Annotated in this window: 12 protein-coding genes and 2 tRNA genes; 7 read left to right on the top strand and 7 right to left on the bottom strand. The window is 66.6% G+C overall.

Features of this window, described 5'->3' with window-relative positions; translation table 11 throughout:
• The first annotated feature begins 81 nt into the window (after window positions 1-81).
• Entirely contained in the window at window positions 82-1,047 is a 966-nt protein-coding gene (locus GTP90_RS36355) for a hypothetical protein (RefSeq protein WP_175047978.1), read from the top strand.
• Between the two features lie 82 nt (window positions 1,048-1,129).
• The gene (locus GTP90_RS05070; protein ID WP_161082469.1) at window positions 1,130-3,238 is read left to right on the top strand and encodes a TonB-dependent siderophore receptor; all 2,109 of its coding nucleotides are present in this window, start codon (window positions 1,130-1,132) and stop codon (window positions 3,236-3,238) included.
• Here GTP90_RS05070 and GTP90_RS05065 read toward each other — a convergent pair whose 3' ends face one another.
• From GTP90_RS05065 to GTP90_RS05050, 4 genes are read right to left on the bottom strand one after another with little or no spacing between them, the layout of a single operon-like run.
• Complete coding sequence (locus GTP90_RS05065; RefSeq protein ID WP_161082468.1) at window positions 3,239-3,952, bottom strand: MipA/OmpV family protein; 714 nt, start codon at window positions 3,950-3,952, stop codon at window positions 3,239-3,241. It lies immediately after the preceding gene.
• Window positions 3,949-5,184 carry a beta-ketoacyl-[acyl-carrier-protein] synthase family protein gene (locus GTP90_RS05060; RefSeq protein ID WP_161082467.1) on the bottom strand — a complete coding sequence of 412 codons (1,236 nt, stop codon included), beginning with the start codon at window positions 5,182-5,184 and terminating at the stop codon, window positions 3,949-3,951. Before GTP90_RS05060 ends, GTP90_RS05065 begins: the two co-directional genes overlap by 4 nt.
• Window positions 5,181-5,426: a phosphopantetheine-binding protein gene (locus GTP90_RS05055; RefSeq protein WP_161082466.1), complete on the bottom strand. Its 246-nt coding sequence runs from the start codon at window positions 5,424-5,426 to the stop codon at window positions 5,181-5,183. Before GTP90_RS05055 ends, GTP90_RS05060 begins: the two co-directional genes overlap by 4 nt.
• 26 nt (window positions 5,427-5,452) lie before the next feature.
• On the bottom strand, window positions 5,453-6,283 hold the full coding sequence (locus GTP90_RS05050; RefSeq protein WP_161082465.1) for an alpha/beta hydrolase: 831 nt from the start codon (window positions 6,281-6,283) through the stop codon (window positions 5,453-5,455).
• A gap of 388 nt (window positions 6,284-6,671) precedes the next feature.
• Between GTP90_RS05050 and GTP90_RS05045 the strand changes: the two genes are divergently transcribed.
• The 3 genes from GTP90_RS05045 (at window position 6,672) to GTP90_RS05035 (ending at window position 7,558) form a co-directional block, all read left to right on the top strand.
• A tRNA-Ala gene (locus GTP90_RS05045) sits at window positions 6,672-6,747 on the top strand.
• Between the two features lie 25 nt (window positions 6,748-6,772).
• A tRNA-Glu gene (locus GTP90_RS05040) sits at window positions 6,773-6,848 on the top strand.
• A 77-nt stretch (window positions 6,849-6,925) separates the two neighbouring features.
• On the top strand, window positions 6,926-7,558 hold the full coding sequence (locus GTP90_RS05035) for a TetR/AcrR family transcriptional regulator (RefSeq protein WP_161082464.1): 633 nt from the start codon (window positions 6,926-6,928) through the stop codon (window positions 7,556-7,558).
• 18 nt (window positions 7,559-7,576) lie between these two features.
• Here the strand turns inward: GTP90_RS05035 and GTP90_RS05030 are convergent, their stop codons facing one another.
• The 3 genes from GTP90_RS05030 to GTP90_RS05020 are packed head-to-tail and all read right to left on the bottom strand — an operon-like array spanning window position 7,577 to window position 13,187.
• Window positions 7,577-8,998, bottom strand: coding sequence for an efflux transporter outer membrane subunit (locus GTP90_RS05030; RefSeq protein WP_161082463.1), 1,422 nt, complete (start codon window positions 8,996-8,998; stop codon window positions 7,577-7,579).
• Entirely contained in the window at window positions 8,995-12,093 is a 3,099-nt protein-coding gene (locus GTP90_RS05025) for an efflux RND transporter permease subunit (protein ID WP_161082462.1), read from the bottom strand. Before GTP90_RS05025 ends, GTP90_RS05030 begins: the two co-directional genes overlap by 4 nt.
• Window positions 12,090-13,187 (bottom strand): efflux RND transporter periplasmic adaptor subunit, encoded by a 1,098-nt coding sequence (locus GTP90_RS05020; RefSeq protein WP_161082461.1) that lies wholly within the window; start codon window positions 13,185-13,187, stop codon window positions 12,090-12,092. Before GTP90_RS05020 ends, GTP90_RS05025 begins: the two co-directional genes overlap by 4 nt.
• Before the next feature lie 179 nt (window positions 13,188-13,366).
• Between GTP90_RS05020 and GTP90_RS05015 the strand changes: the two genes are divergently transcribed.
• Together GTP90_RS05015 and GTP90_RS05010 are read left to right on the top strand one after the other, a co-directional pair.
• Window positions 13,367-17,194 (top strand): SEL1-like repeat protein, encoded by a 3,828-nt coding sequence (locus GTP90_RS05015; RefSeq protein ID WP_161082460.1) that lies wholly within the window; start codon window positions 13,367-13,369, stop codon window positions 17,192-17,194.
• Window positions 17,195-17,314: 120 nt separating this feature from the next.
• Window positions 17,315-17,695 carry a hypothetical protein gene (locus GTP90_RS05010; protein WP_161082459.1) on the top strand — a complete coding sequence of 127 codons (381 nt, stop codon included), beginning with the start codon at window positions 17,315-17,317 and terminating at the stop codon, window positions 17,693-17,695.
• The last annotated feature ends 2 nt before the right edge of the window (window positions 17,696-17,697 follow it).

Here is a 17,697-nt window from a genome sequence, read left to right as displayed (position 1 = left end):
CAATGGAAATATGATGTTGCCACACGGACATGTTTGCATTAGCATGTTTTCCTGCTCACCTCAAAAGAATCCCCTGCTCACATGCCTACCATTGTTGGATCACAGGTCCCTCCGCCAAGAACCGGGGACGAATTCGAGGACATAGCGTTATCCGCCGCCAAACTTCGCTGGCGGCACACGGACTTCTTCCGTCATGGCCGGCCCGGCCAACGGCAGGACGGCGTCGACATCTACGGGACTCTCGGCGCCCCCAGGACAGCAATCGGCATCCAGTGCAAGAACACGATGGGCGGCCTGACCGAAGACGCCATCCTGGCGGAAATCCGAAACGCCGAGTCCTTCAAGCCGCCATTGGGCGCGCTCTATATTGCGACGACAGCCAGCCGCGATAACGTCCTCCAGGAAAAGATGCGTATAGTCTCGGCCGACCGCACTGCCCGTGGGAAGTTCTCGGTAGATATTCTTTTCTGGAGCGATCTGGTTTTTGACCTTGCAAAAGATCGGGACGAATTCTTCAAGCACTACCCGTATCTCGCGCCTGCGCCGCCTCCCGTTTCGATTCCGCCAGCTAATGGCAAACCGACCTTCACGGTAGAACAAATGCGGATAGTACGACACCCGGTATTGGCAGGGAAACGAATACCAAGGCGGCACCTCGCCCGCGCAGGCGGATGGGCTACTTTCGCGGGCATCGCAGCCCTTCTGTGCACGATACTGCCATCGTTCTCAAGAAAATTCTCAAATTGGAGTCCTGCCGCAGTGTTTCTGTTCGGCGGAGGTTTAATACTGCTGATGCTTTCAGAAGTACTGAAGCGGCGCAAGTTCGAGCACATCCTATTAGGGAAGTATTACCTGGAGCTCAGCGTAAATGATGCACTGTGCCTTCACCGGCTGACCGCTACCTGCCCGTGGTGCCAGTCCGGCATGCAACTGCTTCATCTCGGGCCGAAAGACGGTCCCAAGGACGACATTTTTGTGTGCGAGCGAAACGCGAAACAGCACACGATTCTTCTGGATCCCACCATGCTTCCTGAAATTACGGACTAGCCGAACGCCTGTATTCCACCACAATTGCGAATGGTTCTCATTTGCGTTAAAATGCGCGTTTCCGTCGTCCCGAAAGCCGAACATGCGCAGTCCCTCCTACTTCCGTCTTTGCTATGCCCTCCCCCTGGCCTGCCTGGCGGGCACCGCCGCCGCCCAGACCGCCAACGACGAGGTGCTGCAGACAGTGAAGGTCACCGCGGCCCGCGCCGATGGCCTGCTGCCCCGGACCACCGAGGCCGGCAGCTTTCGCGGCGCGGACATCATGGACGTGCCGTCCACCGTCAACGTCGTCACGCGCGAGCTGCTGGAACGCCAGGCAGCCGCCGGCCTCTACGACGCGGTGCGCAACACCGCCGGCGTCACGCGCCAGCAGAACGGCGGCGATACCTGGGACCAGCTGGTGATACGCGGCATCGCCGTGGAGAACCGCACCAACTACCGCCTGAACGGCTCGCTGCCGATCATGAACTTCTCGCAGGTGCCGATGGAGGACAAGGAGCGCGTCGAGGTACTGAAAGGCGCATCCGCGCTGTACTACGGCTTCACGTCGCCATCCGGCGTGGTCAACTTCGTCACCAAGCGCGCCGGGGCCACGCCGGTCACCAGCGTCGGGCTGGCGCTGGACCAGCAAGGCAGCGCGGTCGCCAGCGCCGACGTGGCGCGCCGCTTCGGCGAGCGCGGCGAATTCGGCGTGCGCATCAATGCCGCCGGCGGCACGCTGGGTTCCTACCTGCGCGACGTCGGCAACGGCAACCGCGGCTTCGCATCGGCCGCGCTGGACTGGCGCGTCAACAGCCGCCTGCTGCTCAAGGCCGACCTGGAGCACGACCGCCGCCGCGTGACGGAGCAAGCCGCCGTGATGCTGCCGGCCGCCGTCAACAACGTCATCAGCCTGCCGCGCGCGGTCGATCCGCGCGCCCTGGTCGGCCCGGACTGGGCACGCTTCGAAACCAGGACCGACAACGCCCAGCTGCGCGCCGACTACGCGCTGGCCGGCGACTGGGCGGTGACGCTGGAAGCGGGCCACTCGGAAACCGCGCGCGACCGCACGCTGCCCATCTTCCGCCTGAATAACGCGGCCGCGCTGCAGACCGGCGCCGGCCGCATCACCGGCAACATCCAGCATCAGGTGACGGCATCGACGCTGCTGCGCGCCGAGCTGGCGGGCACGGTCGCCACCGGCGCGCTGAAGCACGAGCTGACGCTGGGCGCCACCCACACCGGCAAATCGCAGGACCCGATCTACCAGCGCAACTACACCATCGCCGCGCAGAACCTGTACAACCCGGTGGCGATTCCGCTGTCGGGCGTGGTGTTCGGCGCCGCGCCGGCCGCGCCCACCACCGCCGAACTGAAGACCCGCGAGACCGGCGTCTACGCGCTGGACCGCATCGCGCTGTCGCCGCAGTGGCAGACCGTGCTGGGCCTGCGCCACACCAGCTACCGCAGCGACCAGGGCGACAATCACTACGACGTCGGCCAGACCACGCCGATGGCCTCGCTGATCTACAAGCTGTCGCCGGCACTGTCGTTCTACGGCTCGGCCGCGCGCGGACTGGAGGAAGGCGAATCGGCGCCCACCGGCACGGCCAACCAGAGCGTCAAGATGGCGCCCGGGGTCAGCAAGCAACGCGAGCTGGGCGCGCGCTGGCTGAGCGTCGGCGGCACGCTGGTGTCGGCCGCGCTGTTCGACATCCACCGCCCCGGCTACTACACCAACGCGGCCAATGTGTTCGTGGCCGACGGCGCGCAGCACTATCGCGGGCTGGAGCTGTCCACGCAGGGCAAGCTGACGCGCCAGCTGTCATGGCAGACCTCGGCCCAGCTGCTGGACCCGGCATTTGAAAACACCACCGCCGCCTACAACGGCAAGGCGCCGGAGAACGCCTCGCGGCGCACCGCCAGCGCTTTCCTCTCGTATGACGTGGATGCCTTGCCCGGCTGGTCGGTCAACGGCGGCGCGTACTACTACAGCGCCCGTCCGGTCAACGATTTGAACCAGGCCTTCCTCGGCGGCGTGACCTTGTTCAGCGCAGGCGCGCGGTACGCCACCAGCATCGGCGGCAAGCGCGCCACGTGGCAGCTGAATATCGAGAACCTCGGCGACAAGCAGTACTGGGCCGGCGCCGGCACGCGGCTGGCCGCCGGCGTGCCGCGCCTGGTCAAGCTGGGTGTGAAGGTGGACTTGTGATTATTCGAAGCGGTAGCTGAGCGCCACTAGGCCGGAATCGAGCGAGCGGCGGTGCACCGCAGGGTTGCTGCGGATGGAGTCGTCCAGCCAGGTGCGGCGCACGTTGGCGACCAGGTACCAGTGGCCGCTCAGGCGCGCCTCCACCAGCAGGCCGGCGAACGGATTGCTGGCCGAGCGCGCCACGCCGTCGTAGTAGCGCACGTAGCTGGCCGAGCGGTACTCGACGCCGGCTTGCGGATAAAACGCGAAGCGGTCGTGATCGATCTCGGCCCCGTACATCAGGTCGACCATGGTGCCGTGCGATTTGCCGAGGTCGCGATAGACGTTGGCCATGAAGGCGCCCACCGGCGTGACCTGCAAGGTGCCCAGGCCCAGCGGCACCGACGAGCGCAGCCGCTCTTGCGGCGGCGCGCTGGCGCGGTAGCCGTCCTCCAGCACGCGCGTCAGCAGTTCGACGCTGCCGTAGCCGGCCGGCGCCAGCTTGACGCCGAAAGTGTCGATGCGCGCGAACGCCGGGCCGTATTCAAAATTGGCGTACGGGACGGCGCTGGTGCTGCGCGATTGCGCCGGCACCGCGACCGGCGAACTGCTGATGCCCAGCCCGATGTCGCCGACCAGGCGCGGCGCCTGATCCTGCGCGGGTTGCTGCTGCGCCTGCGCGCAGCCGGCCGACAGCAGCACCAACGCGGCGCAGCGCCGCAGCCCAGCCCTCATCGGAACGCGCTGACGATCAGCGCGACGTTGCTGCCGCCGAAGGCAAACGAGTTCGACATCGCCGCCTGCAGCGGCACGCCGCGGCGGGCTTCGAGCGGCACGAAATCGAGGTCGCACTCGGGATCGGGCCGGTCGAGGAAGGCGGTCGGCGGCACCGCGCCGTGGCGCACGGCCTGCGTGGTCATCACGAATTCCAGCGCACCGGCCGCGCCCAGCGTGTGGCCGTGCACGGACTTGGTGGAGCTGACCATCAGATCGCGCGCCAGCGGCCCGAAGGCCTGCTTGATCGAGGTGGTCTCGGCCAAGTCGCCGGCCGGGGTGCCGGCGCCGTGGGCGTTGATGTAGCCGATCGCCGACGCAGGCAGGCCGCACTGTTCCAGCGCCTGGCGCATGGCCCGCTCCTGGCCGTCGGCGTCCGGCTTGGTGATGTGGGTGGCGTCGTTGCTGGTGCCGTAGGCGACCAGCTCGGCCAGGATGGTGGCGCCGCGCGCCCGTGCCGATGCCAGCGATTCCAGCATCACGGCGGCGCCCGCCTCGCCCAGCACCAGGCCGCCGCGTCCGGCCGAGAACGGCCGGCACGAACGCTCGGGGTGTTCGGCGTCGAACGGCGCCAGCACGCGCAGGGCGTCCCAGGCGGTGACCACGCCGTAGCACAGCAGGGCTTCCGAGCCGCCGGCCAGCACGCGGTCGGCGTAGCCGTGGCGGATGTGGCGGTAAGCCTCGCCGATGGCCTGCGCCGACGACACGCAGGCGCTGCTGTAGTTGTTGACGCTGCCCTTGAAGCCGCAGCGCAGCGCGATCTGCGCGGCCGCCGCATTGGTCATGCCGGCCACGACCGACATCGGCCGCACGCGGGTCTTGCCGTCGATGAACAGGTCGACGTAGCCCGATTCAACGGTGCCGGCGCCCCCCATGCCGCTACCCCAGAACACGCCGCTGCGCTCGGGCGCGACGGTCGCATCCAGGCCCGACTGGGCCAGCGCCTCGCTGGCGGCGGCCCAGCCCAGCAGCGAGAAGCGGTCGAAGATCGGCAGTTCGGAATTCTTGACCAGCTCGGGCAAGGGACCGCGGATTTGCGCGGCGGGCGTGTCCGGCCGCTGGCGGTCGCCGCCGAGCTGCAGCAGGCCGATGCCGCTGTGGCCGGCCAGCGCCTGCTCGAAGTTGCGGTCGGCGCCGACGCCCAGCGACGAGATCGCCCCCAGGCCCGTGATCACCACACGCTGCATGGTCATGCGCTGGTGGCCTTGCTGGCCAGGTAGGTATCGATCTGGTCGGCGATGTCCTGCACCACGACCAGCTTCGGACGCTCGTCGCCCACTTCGATGCCGAACTCTTCTTCCAGGTCGAAAATCAGTTCGATCACGGTCAGCGAATCGGCGCCCAGCGCTTCGAGTTCGGTCTGCGGCTGGATCGTATCTTCTGGCACGTCCAGGCTTTTGGCCAGCAGTTTGGCGACGGTTGGGAATGAATTCATAAAAAATAATCTCTGTTTAATAGGTGTTAAGCACGGTTCAGCAGCGCGTCCTGGGACGGCAGATGCTGGTTGAAGAACGCAACCGTTTCGTCGGCAACGAGTTCCTTCTCATTGTCGAGGGTGATGATATGGTAGCTGTCGTGCAGGATGACCTTGCGGCGGCTCGGCGAGCTGATGCTGCGCTCGACCAGGTCGGCGCTCTTGGTGCTGGCGACGTCGTCTTCCTCGGCGTGGATGATCAGCGCCGGCGCGGTCACCTTGGACAGCTGCGCGCGCACCTGCTTGATCAGGCGGTGCGCCTGGAAGATGCCTTCGGCCGACAGGCGCGAGGCGCCGGCCGCCGACGAATCGCTGACCTTCATCTCGCGCGCGATCCAGCGCCGCAGGTTCTCGTTCTTCAGCCCGTAGGGATAGCGCTCCTCATACGAATACCAGTGGCGGGCCGGCGTGTAATACGCCAGCGGCAACAGGAAGCGGTATTTGGGAATGCTCCAGCCGTCGTAGGACAGCGTGGTGGCCAGCAGGCCGAGCGAGGCGATTTCGTTGCCGCGCTCGATCGCCAGGCGCAAGGCCAGCACCGCGCCGATGCACAGGCCGACCACCGACACGCTGGCGTGGGTCTCCTTGAGCTGGTCGAACAGGCGCGCGACCTCCTCGTACCAGCGCTCGCTGCGGGTAGTACGATAGGAGTCGGCCTGGCCGGACGAGTAGCCGTAACCCGGTATCAATGGAATGACAACGGTGTAGCCTGCACGTTGCAGGCGCTTGCCCACATACTGCATTTCCAGCGGGTTGCCCAGCAAGCCGTGCAAAGCCAGCACGGCATGCGGACCGCCTGCCAATTCAATAGTCTTCATACTACCCTGTTCAAGAAAATCTTTTTATTGTTGACCGGGAAGCGGTCATCAGTCGCTGTTGCCGCGAGCGTTAAAAAATAGGTTCATCATACCCTCGTTTGGCACAGAAACTCCAGTCACCTCAGCGCCGGAATGCCGTCGACATACAGGTTTTTTGCCGGGTTGCGCAACGCGAGACCAATCAGCTCGTGTGACGGCACTAGCGGGACGTGGATGCTGTGGGAAATTGCGAGGATATACTGGTCCGACCGATTTGGATGGCGAATTTTAGCCATTCGCGGCTAACGGTAGCATGATCACTTCATTACAGATTGGAAAGGTAGTGCGCGCTTGAAAACGCCACCTTTTGCTTTGCCCCGGCCTTTGCTATAATGCGGCCCGCACACAGGGGGGTATAGCTCAGCTGGGAGAGCGCTTGCATGGCATGCAAGAGGTCAGCGGTTCGATCCCGCTTACCTCCACCAATGTGCGAATATCTGGCAGTTCACAGTCCCCATCGTCTAGAGGCCTAGGACATCACCCTTTCACGGTGAGTACGGGGGTTCGAATCCCCCTGGGGACGCCATCCGCCCGCTCTCGGCCAAAACCATTTTGGCGTACAATGATCATCTATATTTCGGTGATCGTTTTCGGGAGCTCACTATGCGCAAATCAAATGCAGAGGCGGCGGAAACCCGCAAGCGTATCCTGTCGACCGCGTCGGGAATGTTTTTACGACAAGGCATTTCCGCAACGGCGATTTCCGACATCATGGTCGCGGCCGGACTCACGCAGGGTGGTTTCTACCGCCATTTCCAATCGAAGGAACACCTGGTGGCGGAGGCCAGCGCCGCCGCGTTCGAGCAGATCCGCGCCTTGATCGACGCCGCCACCGCCGGCAAGCCGCCGCGCGAAGCGATCGGCCTGATCGTGGACTACTACCTCAACCAGCACCGCGACACCACGCTGGGCAATCTCTGCCCGATGGCCAACCTTGCCAGCGAACTCAGGGATGCGGATGACCAGATCAAGGAAGTGGTCACCGACGGCTATACGCGCTTCGTCAAACTGTTCGCGTCTTATCTGATGCGACTCGATTACAGCGACTATCTCGGCGTGGCCGAATCCATCGTCTCTGTGATGGTCGGCGCGGTGTCGGTGGCGCGTGTCGTTGCCGATCCCGTGCTGTCCGAGACCATCCTGCGCAACGCGCGGAACACGGTCAACCTCATCCTGCGCAACGCCCCCACCAGCACCGGCCTGGAACCGGATCACCGGGCCGCCGCCGAGACCTGACGGCAGCCCTTCGGAACGCTAGCCTTGCGGCGCGCTCCACCCACCACCCAGCGATTTGTACAAGGCGATGCGGTTTTGCAGCTCGGCCAGGCCGGCCCGGATGGCCTGCTGCTGCGCCGCGAACAAGGCGCGCTGCGCGTCCAGGTATTCAAGGTAGCTGGCCTCGCCGCTGTCGTAGCGCAGCCTGGCCAGGTCGTGCCTTGCCTGCTCGGCCTGTTCCTGCGCCCTGACCGCCCGCAGTTCCTCGCCCAGGGTGGCGTGGCCGGCCAGCGCATCGGCCACCTCGCGGAACGCGACCTGCACCGTCTTTTCATACTGCGCCACCGCGATGTCACGCTCCGCCAAGGCCGCGCCGAGATTGGCGCGGTTGCGCCCGCCGTCGAAGATCGGCAGCGTGACCTGGGGCAGGAAGTTCCAGGCGCGGCTGCCGGAATCGAACAGGCCGCCCAACGCGTCGCTCGACGAGCCGAACGCGCCGGTCAGGCTGATGCGCGGGAAGAACGCGGCCCGCGCCACGCCGATGTTGGCGTTGGCGGCGCGCAGCAGCGATTCCTGCTGGCGGATGTCGGGCCGCGCCGTCAGCAAGTCCGACGGCAACCCGGCCGGCAGGGCCGCGATGGCCTCGCCGTCCCAGCGCTTGCCGGGACCGGGCAGCAAGGCCGCCGGCACCGGCCGGCCGATCAGCACCACCAGCGCGTTCTCGTCCAGCGCGCGCTGGCGCTGCGCCTGCAGCACCGCGATTTTCGCGGCCTCCAGCAGCGACTCGGATTGCCGCAAGTCGTAGTCCGAGTTGGCGCCCGAGGCGCGCAGCAACGTCTGGCGCTGGTGCGAGGCGCTGCGGCTGTCCAGCGTCTGGCGGGCCAGCGCCAGCAACTGCTCGTCGGCCAGCACCGCCTCGTAGCTGAACGCCACTTGCGCCACCAGGCTGATCTGCGCGGCGCGCTGCCCTTCCTCGGTCGCGGCGAAACGCTCCAGCGCCGCACCCGATAGATTGCGCACGCGGCCGAACAAGTCCAGCTCGAAGGCGGTCACGCCCAGGCCCGCCGTGTAGCTGGTGGTCAGTCCGCCCCGGCCGCCAGGCGCCACCAGGTCCGGCACCCGCTGGCGCGCGCCGCTCAAGCCGGCGTTCACGCCCGGCAGCCGGTCGGCCGACTGCACCTGATACAGGGCGCGGGCGCGCTCGATGTTCAATGTCGCCACGCGCAGGTCACGGTTGTGTTCCAGCGCCATGCCGATCAGCTGCTTCAACTGCTCGTCCCGGAAGAACGATTGCCACGGCACGCTGCGCGCCGACGGGCCTTCGTCCGCGTGTTGCGGCGCGCCCGCGGCCGGCCACTCGCCGGCCACCGGCAGCGCAGGACGTTCATAGGTCGGCGCCAGCGAGCAGCCCGCCAGCAGCGCGACCAGCACGCCGCTCAATTGTTTGACGACGGTGTTCATGCTGCCTCCCTGGTTTCCATATCGTTCGATTCAACCGCCGCGGCGGCATGCTTGCTGACCCTGAACCACAGCGAATACAGCGCCGGCAGGAACAGCAGCGTCAGCACCGTGCCGACGCCAACGCCGCCGATCAGCACATACGCCAGCGGCCCCCAGAAGCTCGAATGGGTCAGCGGGATGAAGGCCAGCATGGCGGCGGCCGCCGTCAGGATCACCGGCCGCGCGCGGCGCACCGTCGATTCAATCACGGCCTGGTAAGGCGTCAGGCCGGCGGCCAGGTCGTGCTGGATCTGGTCCACCAGGATCAGCGTGTTGCGCATCAAGATGCCCGCCAGGCCGATCAGGCCGAGGATGGCGTTGAAGCCGAACGGCTGATGGAACACCAGCAGCGTCGGCACCGCGCCCACCAGGCCCAGCGGCGCGGTGGCGAACACCATCCACATCGTCGCGAACGACCGCACCTGCACCATGATCACCGCCAGCATCAGGATGATCATCAGCGGGAACAGCTTGGCCAGCGCCGTGTCGGCCTTGGCGCTCTCCTCCACCGCGCCGCCGGTGTCGATGTGGTAGCCGGGCGGCAGGCTGGCCTTGAGCTGCTCCAGCCTGGGCAGGATGGCCTTGGTCACGTCCGGCGGCTGCGTGCCGTCGCGGATGTCGCCCTGCACGGCGATATAGCTTTCGCGGTCATAGCGCTTGAGGACCGAGTCTTCCATGCGCGTCTCCAGCCGCGCCACTTGCGACAAGGGCACGCTGGCGCCGCTGTCGGTGGTCAGCGTCAGGTTGCGGAGGTCGGCCAGGTTGTTGCGCTCGGCGTGCGGGCTGCGGATCAGCACATCCACGGTGCGCAAGCCTTCGCGCACCTGGGTCGCGGGGATGCCGTTCAACAGCGCCTGCAACTGGGTGGCCGCGTCGCGCGGCGACAGGCCAACCTGGCGCAGCCGCTCCTGGTCCAGCGCCAGGTGCAGCGACGGCGTGCGGTTGCCCCAGTCGAGGTGGACGTCGCGCATGTCCGGGTTCTGCGCCATGACGGCGCGCACCTGCCCGGCCAGCTCGCGCACGCGGTCCAGGTCGGGACCGGCCACACGGAACAGCACCGGATACGGCACCGGCGGCCCGAACAGGAACTGGCTGACGCGCACCCGCGCCTGCGGGAAGCGGCCCTCGGCGATCATGGCGCGGATTTTCTGCTTCAGAATGTCGCGCGCCTGCGGGCCGGCGGTCAGCACGATCAGCTGCGCAAAGGCCGGGTTGGGCAGCTCGGGATTGACCGACAGGAAGAAGCGCGGCGTGCCCTGGCCGACATAGCTCGACACCAGCTTGGTTTCCGGCTCCTTGCGCAGCGCGTCCTCGATCTGGCGCACGGCCGCGTCGGTGGCGGCGAAGGCGCTGCCCGGCGGCAGGTTCACTTCCAGTGTCAATTCGGGACGTTCCGAGTTGGGGAAGAACTGCTTCTGCACCGCGCCCATGCCCACGCCCGCCAATGCGAACAAGGTGACGGTGACGGCTGCGGTCAGCCACTTGTGGTCCACGCACCAGCGCACCAGCCGGCGCAGGCGCTGGTAGTTCGGCGTGCTGTAGATGGCGTCGTGGCCACCGGCCTTGACCGGTATGTCCGGCAGCATCTTCACACCCATGTAGGGAATGAACAGCACCGCCACCACCCACGAGGTGATCAGCGCGAAGGCCACCACCCAGAAGATGTTGCCCGCGTATTCGCCGGCGGTGGAACGCGCGAAGCCGACCGGCAGGAAGCCGATGATGGTCAACAGCGTGCCCGACAACATGGGCGCGGCCGTCGCGGTCCACGCGTGGGTGGCGGCGGCGACCCGGTTCAGGCCCTCCTCCATCTTCACCACCATCATTTCGATGGCGATGATGGCGTCGTCCACCAGCAGGCCGAGCGACAGGATCAGCGCGCCAAGCGTGATGCGGTCGAACACGCGGCCGGTCACCAGCATGATGACGAACACGGCGGCCAGCGTCAGCGGCACGGCGGCGGCCACCACCAGGCCGACGCGCCAGCCCAGCGTGACCAGGCTGACCACGATCACCACCGCCAGCGCCACCACGAACTTGATCATGAACTCGTTGACGGCGGCCTTGATGGCGAGCGACTGGTCGGAGATCTGCGCCAGTTCGATGCCGGTTGGTAGTTCGCCTTGCAGCGTCTGATGGGCGGCGCCGAGGTCGCGGCCCAGCTGCAGGCCGTTGTAGCCGCGCTTCATCACCACGCCCAGCACCAGCGATGCCTCGCCCTGGGTGCGGATGGCGAAGCTGGCCGGGTCTTCGTAGCCACGGCGCACGTCGGCGATGTCGCCCAGCTTGAGCGTGCGGCCGGCGGCGGCGATGGGGATGGCCTTGACGCTGTCGACGCTGTCGATGGCGCCGTCCAGGCGCAGCTGCACGCGCGGCCCGCGCGTTTCGACGAAGCCGGCCGAGGTGACGGTATTCTGCCGGCCCAGCGCATCGATCACCGCCTGCGCCTTGATGCCCAGCGTAGCCAGGCGCTCGTGCGAAATCTCGACAAAAATCCTTTGCTGCTGCTCGCCCAGGATGTTCACCTTCTGCACGCCCGGCACATGCAGCAGGCGCTGGCGGACATCTTCCGCCTTCAGCACCAGCTGGCGGTGCGGCAGCTTCTTGCCGCTCAGGGAGAACAGCGAGAAATACACGTCCGAGAACTCGTCGTTGACGAAGGGGCCGAGGACGCCGCGCGGCAGGTTGATCGCCTCGTCACCCAGCTTCTTGCGCACCTGGTAGAACTGGTCCTCGACCGTCTTGGCCGAAGCGTCGTCCTTCAGGTAGACCTTCATGGTCACCAGTCCGGGCCGCGCGCTGGTTTCCACGCGGTCGTAGGCCTCCAGTTCCTGCAGGCGCTTTTCCAGGCGGTCGGCGACCTGCTCCTGCATTTCGCTGGCGGTCGCGCCCGGCCAGCTGACGGCCACGGTCAGCACCTTGACCACGAAGCTGGGATCCTCCGCCCGCCCGAGACGGAAGAAGGCGAACAGCCCGGCAGCGCTGATGGCGATGATCAGGAACAGCGTGATGGCGCGCTCACGCACGCCAAAGGCGGACAGGTTGAAGCCGCTCATGATCCGCTCCCGGTCTTGCTCTCGGCCAGCAGGCGAACCTTCTGGCCGGCCTTCAGCAGATGGCCGCCGACCGCCACCGCGCGCTCGCCTGCGGCCAGCCCCTGCGACAGGCTGGCCTGCTCTTCTCCCAATTGCGCCACCGTCACCGGACGCAGGCTGACGGTGGAGCTCTTGTTGTCGATCACCCAGACGGCGGGACCGTTGCCCTGGTCGGTCAGGGCGCTGACCGGCACGCTGATCGCGGCCGAACTGGCCGTGGCGATGCGTATCGTCACCGTGGCGCCCAGCGGCGCCTGGGCTGCGCTGCCGCTCAGCGTGTAGCGCGCCAGGTAGGTGCGGGTCTGCGGATCGGCGACGGCGGCCAGCTCGCGCAAGGTGGCCGGCGCCGAGCTGCCCGGTTCGCTGTACAGCGAGGCACTGGCAGGACGCCTGGCCAGCGCCAGCTCCTGCTCGGGCAGGAAGACCTGCGCCTCGCGCACGCCCTGGCGCGCCAGCTTGACCACGCTCTGGCCGGCCGGCACCACCTGCCCCACATCGGCCGGCACTTCCAGCACCACGCCATCCATGTCGGCCAGCAGCACGGCGTAGTCGCGCTGGTGCTCGGTCTCGCGCGCCCTTGCCGATTCAGCGCGGGTCTGGGCGATGGCGGCGTCGGCGGCGGCCTTGGCTTGCTCGTAGGCCTGGGCCGAGGTGGCGCCGTGGGCCAGCAGGTTGCGCAGGCGCGCCTCCTCCGCCACCGCCTGCACCTGGCGCGCCTGCGCCGCGTCGACCGACGAACGGGCGGCGGCCAGCGCCAGGTCGTAATCGACCGCGTCGATGCGCATCAGCGGCTGGCCCTTGCGGACAATCTGGCCGGGATCCACCAGGCGCTCGACGATTTTGCCGGCCACGCGGAAACCGAGGTTGCTTTCGGTCCGCGCATGCACGACACCGGTGAAACTGGCCACGCCGGACGCGGCCGGCTGGGCGGTGAACCAGGCGACCCGCGCCACCGTGTCCTGCGGCGGCGCCGGCTGGCTGCACGCGGCCAGGCCGAGCAGCAGCGCGGCGCCGATGACGGTGCGCCGGGGGAAAGTGGGGAATGTCGTGTTCATAAGGCCCTCGTAATTTAGAGTTCAAGCAAACGCTAAAAATAGATTACAGACATAATCTATAAAACTCAAGCCATTTTTGCGACGGACTCCGCCAAGCTTCAACGGTGTTGCCATAAAAATATGTTTCCCGTTTATCATGGTGGCCTTCGCGGCTTCGCCGCAGCATTGTGAAAGCACATATGAAACGAAAAGTCCTCACGCTGGCCCTGCTGGGCATGGGAATCGGCCTGGCCGGGACCGCCCACGCCGACCTGGCGGGCGGCCTGGCCGCCTATGAGGACGGCCGCTGCGACGAGGCGGTCAGCGCGCTCACGCCGGTCGCCGAGGCCGGCGACGCGGCGGCCCAGACCGCGCTGGGCGACCTCTACATGAACAAGGACCGGCGCTGCCAGGACTGGACGCGCAATGCCCGCAAAGCGGAACCCTGGTACCTGCTGGCGGCCCGCTCAGGCAACACGGAGGCGCAGCGCCAGTTGATCGCCATCTACGACGTCGAATTCGCGGAGACGGACCGGGGGCAGTCCACCAGGTGGATCGCCAGCCTGGCGGCGCTGGGCGGCGCCAACGATTTGTACGAGCTGGCCACGCGCCGTCAGCGCGCCGAAGGCGTGGCCTACGACCGCGTGCTGGCCCATGCCTTCTTCCTGATGGCCAGCCGTCGCCCGGACAAGGCCGAGGGCGTCGATCTCGCTGCGATCCTGCAGCGCGGCGCGGCGGAAATGTCGCCGGAACAGCTGGCCGAGGCCGAAAGCATCGCGACCGCCTGGAAGGTCGGCGCGCCGCTGCCAAGCACCTCCGTCACGGGCCGGCGCGATCCGCGCGACTGGTACAAGGCCAGCGCAGAAAAGGGCGACATCGAGGCCGCCTACAAACTGGGCACGCTGTACTGGAAATCCGATTATGGCTTGTCGGTGGACCCCAAGCTGGCCGAGTTCTGGCTGCGCAAGGCCGCGCAAGGCGGCAGCGCGGATGCGCAGCAGGATCTCAGTAATTTTTACGCCATGGGGTACGGCGTGCCGAAGGATTATGTGCTGGGCTACACCCTGCACCGCCTGGCCGTCCAGGGTGGCGGCAAGGAAGCGCTGCGGCACGAGGACGCCTGGGACGACACTCTGACCGAACAACAACTCGGCGAAGCGGACGCACTGATCGCCCAGTGGAAGAAAGGTGACGCCCTGCCCCGGGCATCCCGCTACGGCATGCAGCGCAAGGTGAACTATGTCGAGCATGCGCGCGGGGAGCTGGCGCCGACGCCCGAGGTGCTGGCCCTGTTCAAGTCGGCCAGCGAGGGCGACGAAGCGGAATTCACCCGTTTGCTGGCCAAGGTGGACCACCTCAACGATTACCTGGTCGAAGGCGACAAGCTGCTGCATGCCTTGCTGCTGCCGGCGGCCAGCCTGCGCGCGGAAGCCGACGCATGGCGCCGGGAGGAAAAAGATGCCCGCGACACCGCCCACTGGCAAGCGATGCAGGCCCGCCACGCGGCGCTGCTGCCGGCCAAGACCCGCATGCTGGCGCTGGCGTTGGCGCGCGGCGCCAGCATCGACGAGGGCACCGGCCGCGACAACGCCGCGCCGCTGCACCTGGCCGCGATGTTCGGCACGCCCGAGATGGTGCGGATGCTGCTCAAGCAAGGCGCCGATCCGCGCCAGTTCGGCGGCCAGAACAGCATGCTGGCGCCGCTGGAGTTCGCACTGGAGCAAAAAGAGCACGGGCGCGGTGTACCGGAGCTGATCACCCCGCAACAGCGCACCGGGAATATCCTGGCGCTGCTGCAGGCCGGCGCGCTGCGGCCTTACATCCGCTACGACATCGAAAACAAGCGCAAGAAGAACGAGGAAGACAAGATCTCGCGTCCCTTTGCCGACTACTTGATGTGGCCAGCCGTGCTGTCGCAGACGCGCGGCACCGAGGTGCTGGACGCCCTGCTGAAAACCGGCACCAGTCCGGCCGACAGCGAAGAAGGCAAAACCCTCTTTGATTTCGCGGCCGAAGCGGGCAATGCCGACGCCATCGCCTGGCTCAAGCAGCGCCTGCCGCGCTACGACAAGGATAAGCGCGACCTCTGGCTCGATGCCGCCATGCTGGCCATGCACAGCAACGCGCCGGAACGCGACCAGGTGCTGCAGCAATTGCTGGTCAAGGATATGCACTGGCAGGAGCAAGGTCCGCAACAAGAGGGCTCGACTCATGATTACCGCACTCTCTACGCCGGCAGCGCGGGCGTGGGATTCGGTACGCTGCTGAACCACGCCACCCGCGCGCGCCGCTTCGAATGGATACCGAAACTGGCCGCACTGGGCGCGCCCGTCAGCGCCGGCGGCAGCGAGGAGGATCTGGCCAACGCCGCGCGCGACAACGACGCCGGCAGCGTGAAAGCCTTGCTGGCACAAGGCGTGGATCCCCTCGCCGGCGCCGATCCTGCGCTGTCGATGGCGCTGGCGGCGCCCGGCGACGACGACGCCGTGCTGGACCTGCTGCTCGATCATATCGTGCGGGTGCAAAAGAAATCGCTGTCGAAGCTGCGCAACCCGCCACTGGAGCAAGTGCTGACGGGAGCAAACCCGATCAGCGTGGCGCGCGTGCGCAAGCTGATCAACGCCGGAGCCCCGGTGCAGGACTTGAGCGAAAACGCCATCGATGCAGCTTTCGCCGCGCCGGACCCCGACGTGGCGACGCTGCTGATCCAGCGGGGCTTGCTGCGCAATCGCGCGCCGGCCGCCAAGCCGGGCGCGCCGCGTTTCCTGTTTGTCGCCATCCGCTCGGACCGCACGGACCTGCTGCCTTCGATCCTGGCGCAGGGAGAAAATCCGAATCGACGCAACAAGCTGAACAACGGCGGGCTGCAGCCCAGCCCAGTGGACTATGCGATTTCGCAGGGGAATATGGAGGCGCTGGACATGCTGCTGGCCCACGGCGGCGTGATCGACACCACCACCTTTACGCCATGGGGCACGGCGCTGGACCGGGCCGTCGCGTCGCTCGACGCCGACATGCTGCGCAAGGTGAGCAAGAACTTCAGCCTGCCGCTGAAGCGGGCCTGCCTCTATTCGAATATCCATCTGGCCAAGGTCGTGCTGGAGTCGCCGGCCAGCTATTGGGCCCTGCTGCGCGAACACGGCTTTGGCACCGGCAGCGACTGCGGCAACATGCAGGAAACCCTGGCGCTGCACCTGTCCCGCTACGCCGATCCGCTGCTGGAAGGCTGGCTGGGCCAGAACCTGGTGGAACGCCTGCCGCAGCTGGGATCGCGCCGCGAAACCTTCAGCGCCGACACCTGGGCATCGATCGCCGACAGCAAGAACCCACCGCTGGCGGCTCTGCTGGAGAAGGCCGGCTGGGTCGCGCCGGCCAGCCCGGCCGTGGTTGAGGCTGAGGCGAAGCCGGTCCCGCAGCAGGCCAGCGCCGACGACCTGGCACTGCAAGCCACGCTGCCCGGCCACTACTATCTGCGCGGCGTGACGGAAGTGGGTGCCGAGATCCTGCTGCGGCCGAACGGCAAATTCGAGTACTCGATGGCCTACGGCGCGGTGGACGAATACGCCCATGGCAGCTGGAAAGTCCTGGGCCAGCAAGTGGTGTTCCGTTCCGAGAGCGCCACGGCGCGGGCAGCGTCGATGCGGCCGTCCACCGGGGCGCCGCCCATCACCGTGATCGCCGGCCGGGTGCGGGTCGAGATGCGCTACCACGGCAAGATCATCCCCGGCCTCAAGATCGCGCTGCTGGGCGATGCGCCGCTCAAAGCGGAAGGCCGCACCGGCGCGCAGGGCTGGTACACCACCTTCGATGCGCCGGTGCGCCAGATCGCAATCAGCCACCCGGAAGTGAACGACAACAAATGGATGGTGTACACCGTGCCGGCGGCGGATGCGCGGCGCGGCACCTACCAGCTGGACTTCGAGCCGCCGGCGCCGCCGCAGGCGCGCTTCGACCACACGCTCGCGGTGCGGGATGGCAGCCTGCTGATGCAGCGCGGCGAAAGCGAACTGGTGTTCGAGAAACACTGATCAGTCAGCGCGTGCAATCGGGGTATTTGTGGTGTTTTGATTTGGATCAATCAAATTCGACGACCACCTCCGTAGTATGGATCGGCACCCATTGGCTGCCGACCTACTCTGGAGAACCACATGAAAAGCAAAACTATCGCGTTGGCGCTCGCGCTGATCATGAGCCCGATGCTGGCTGCGGCACAAGACCAGCCGAAGCACGATGCGCACCATCCCGCCGCCTCCGCGCCTGCGACGAAGATGGATGCGCAAATGAAGCACATGCAGGAAATGCATGAAAAGATGATGAACGCCAAAACCCCGGAAGACCGCAAGGCCTTGATGGGCGAGCACATGAAGACGATGAAAGACGCGATGTCGATGATGAACGGCCCGTCCGGCACCATGGGCTGCGGCAAGCCAGGCGCCCCCGACGCGACCCAGCAACAGATGGGCATGATGAAGATGATGATGCAGATGATGATGGACCGGATGGAGGCCACGCCGGATACGGCTAAGTAAGC

Source organism: Duganella vulcania (assembly GCF_009857655.1).
GTDB classification, from domain to species: Bacteria; Pseudomonadota; Gammaproteobacteria; order Burkholderiales; family Burkholderiaceae_D; genus Rugamonas; species Rugamonas vulcania.
This window is presented reverse-complemented; position numbering and strand designations above follow the sequence as displayed.

Bases quoted from the DNA above. Each gene is read 5' to 3' on its own strand.
- GTP90_RS36355 (WP_175047978.1), top strand. From the start codon at position 82: ATGCCTACCATTGTTGGATCACAGGTCCCTCCGCCAAGAACCGGGGAC.
- GTP90_RS05055 (WP_161082466.1), bottom strand. From the start codon at position 5,426: ATGAATTCATTCCCAACCGTCGCCAAACTGCTGGCCAAAAGCCTGGAC.
- GTP90_RS05015 (WP_161082460.1), top strand. From the start codon at position 13,367: ATGAAACGAAAAGTCCTCACGCTGGCCCTGCTGGGCATGGGAATCGGC.
- GTP90_RS05035 (WP_161082464.1), top strand. From the start codon at position 6,926: ATGCGCAAATCAAATGCAGAGGCGGCGGAAACCCGCAAGCGTATCCTG.
- GTP90_RS05020 (WP_161082461.1), bottom strand. From the start codon at position 13,187: ATGAACACGACATTCCCCACTTTCCCCCGGCGCACCGTCATCGGCGCC.
- GTP90_RS05010 (WP_161082459.1), top strand. From the start codon at position 17,315: ATGAAAAGCAAAACTATCGCGTTGGCGCTCGCGCTGATCATGAGCCCG.
- GTP90_RS05025 (WP_161082462.1), bottom strand. From the start codon at position 12,093: ATGAGCGGCTTCAACCTGTCCGCCTTTGGCGTGCGTGAGCGCGCCATC.
- GTP90_RS05070 (WP_161082469.1), top strand. From the start codon at position 1,130: ATGCGCAGTCCCTCCTACTTCCGTCTTTGCTATGCCCTCCCCCTGGCC.
- GTP90_RS05065 (WP_161082468.1), bottom strand. From the start codon at position 3,952: ATGAGGGCTGGGCTGCGGCGCTGCGCCGCGTTGGTGCTGCTGTCGGCC.
- GTP90_RS05050 (WP_161082465.1), bottom strand. From the start codon at position 6,283: ATGAAGACTATTGAATTGGCAGGCGGTCCGCATGCCGTGCTGGCTTTG.
- GTP90_RS05030 (WP_161082463.1), bottom strand. From the start codon at position 8,998: ATGAACACCGTCGTCAAACAATTGAGCGGCGTGCTGGTCGCGCTGCTG.
- GTP90_RS05060 (WP_161082467.1), bottom strand. From the start codon at position 5,184: ATGACCATGCAGCGTGTGGTGATCACGGGCCTGGGGGCGATCTCGTCG.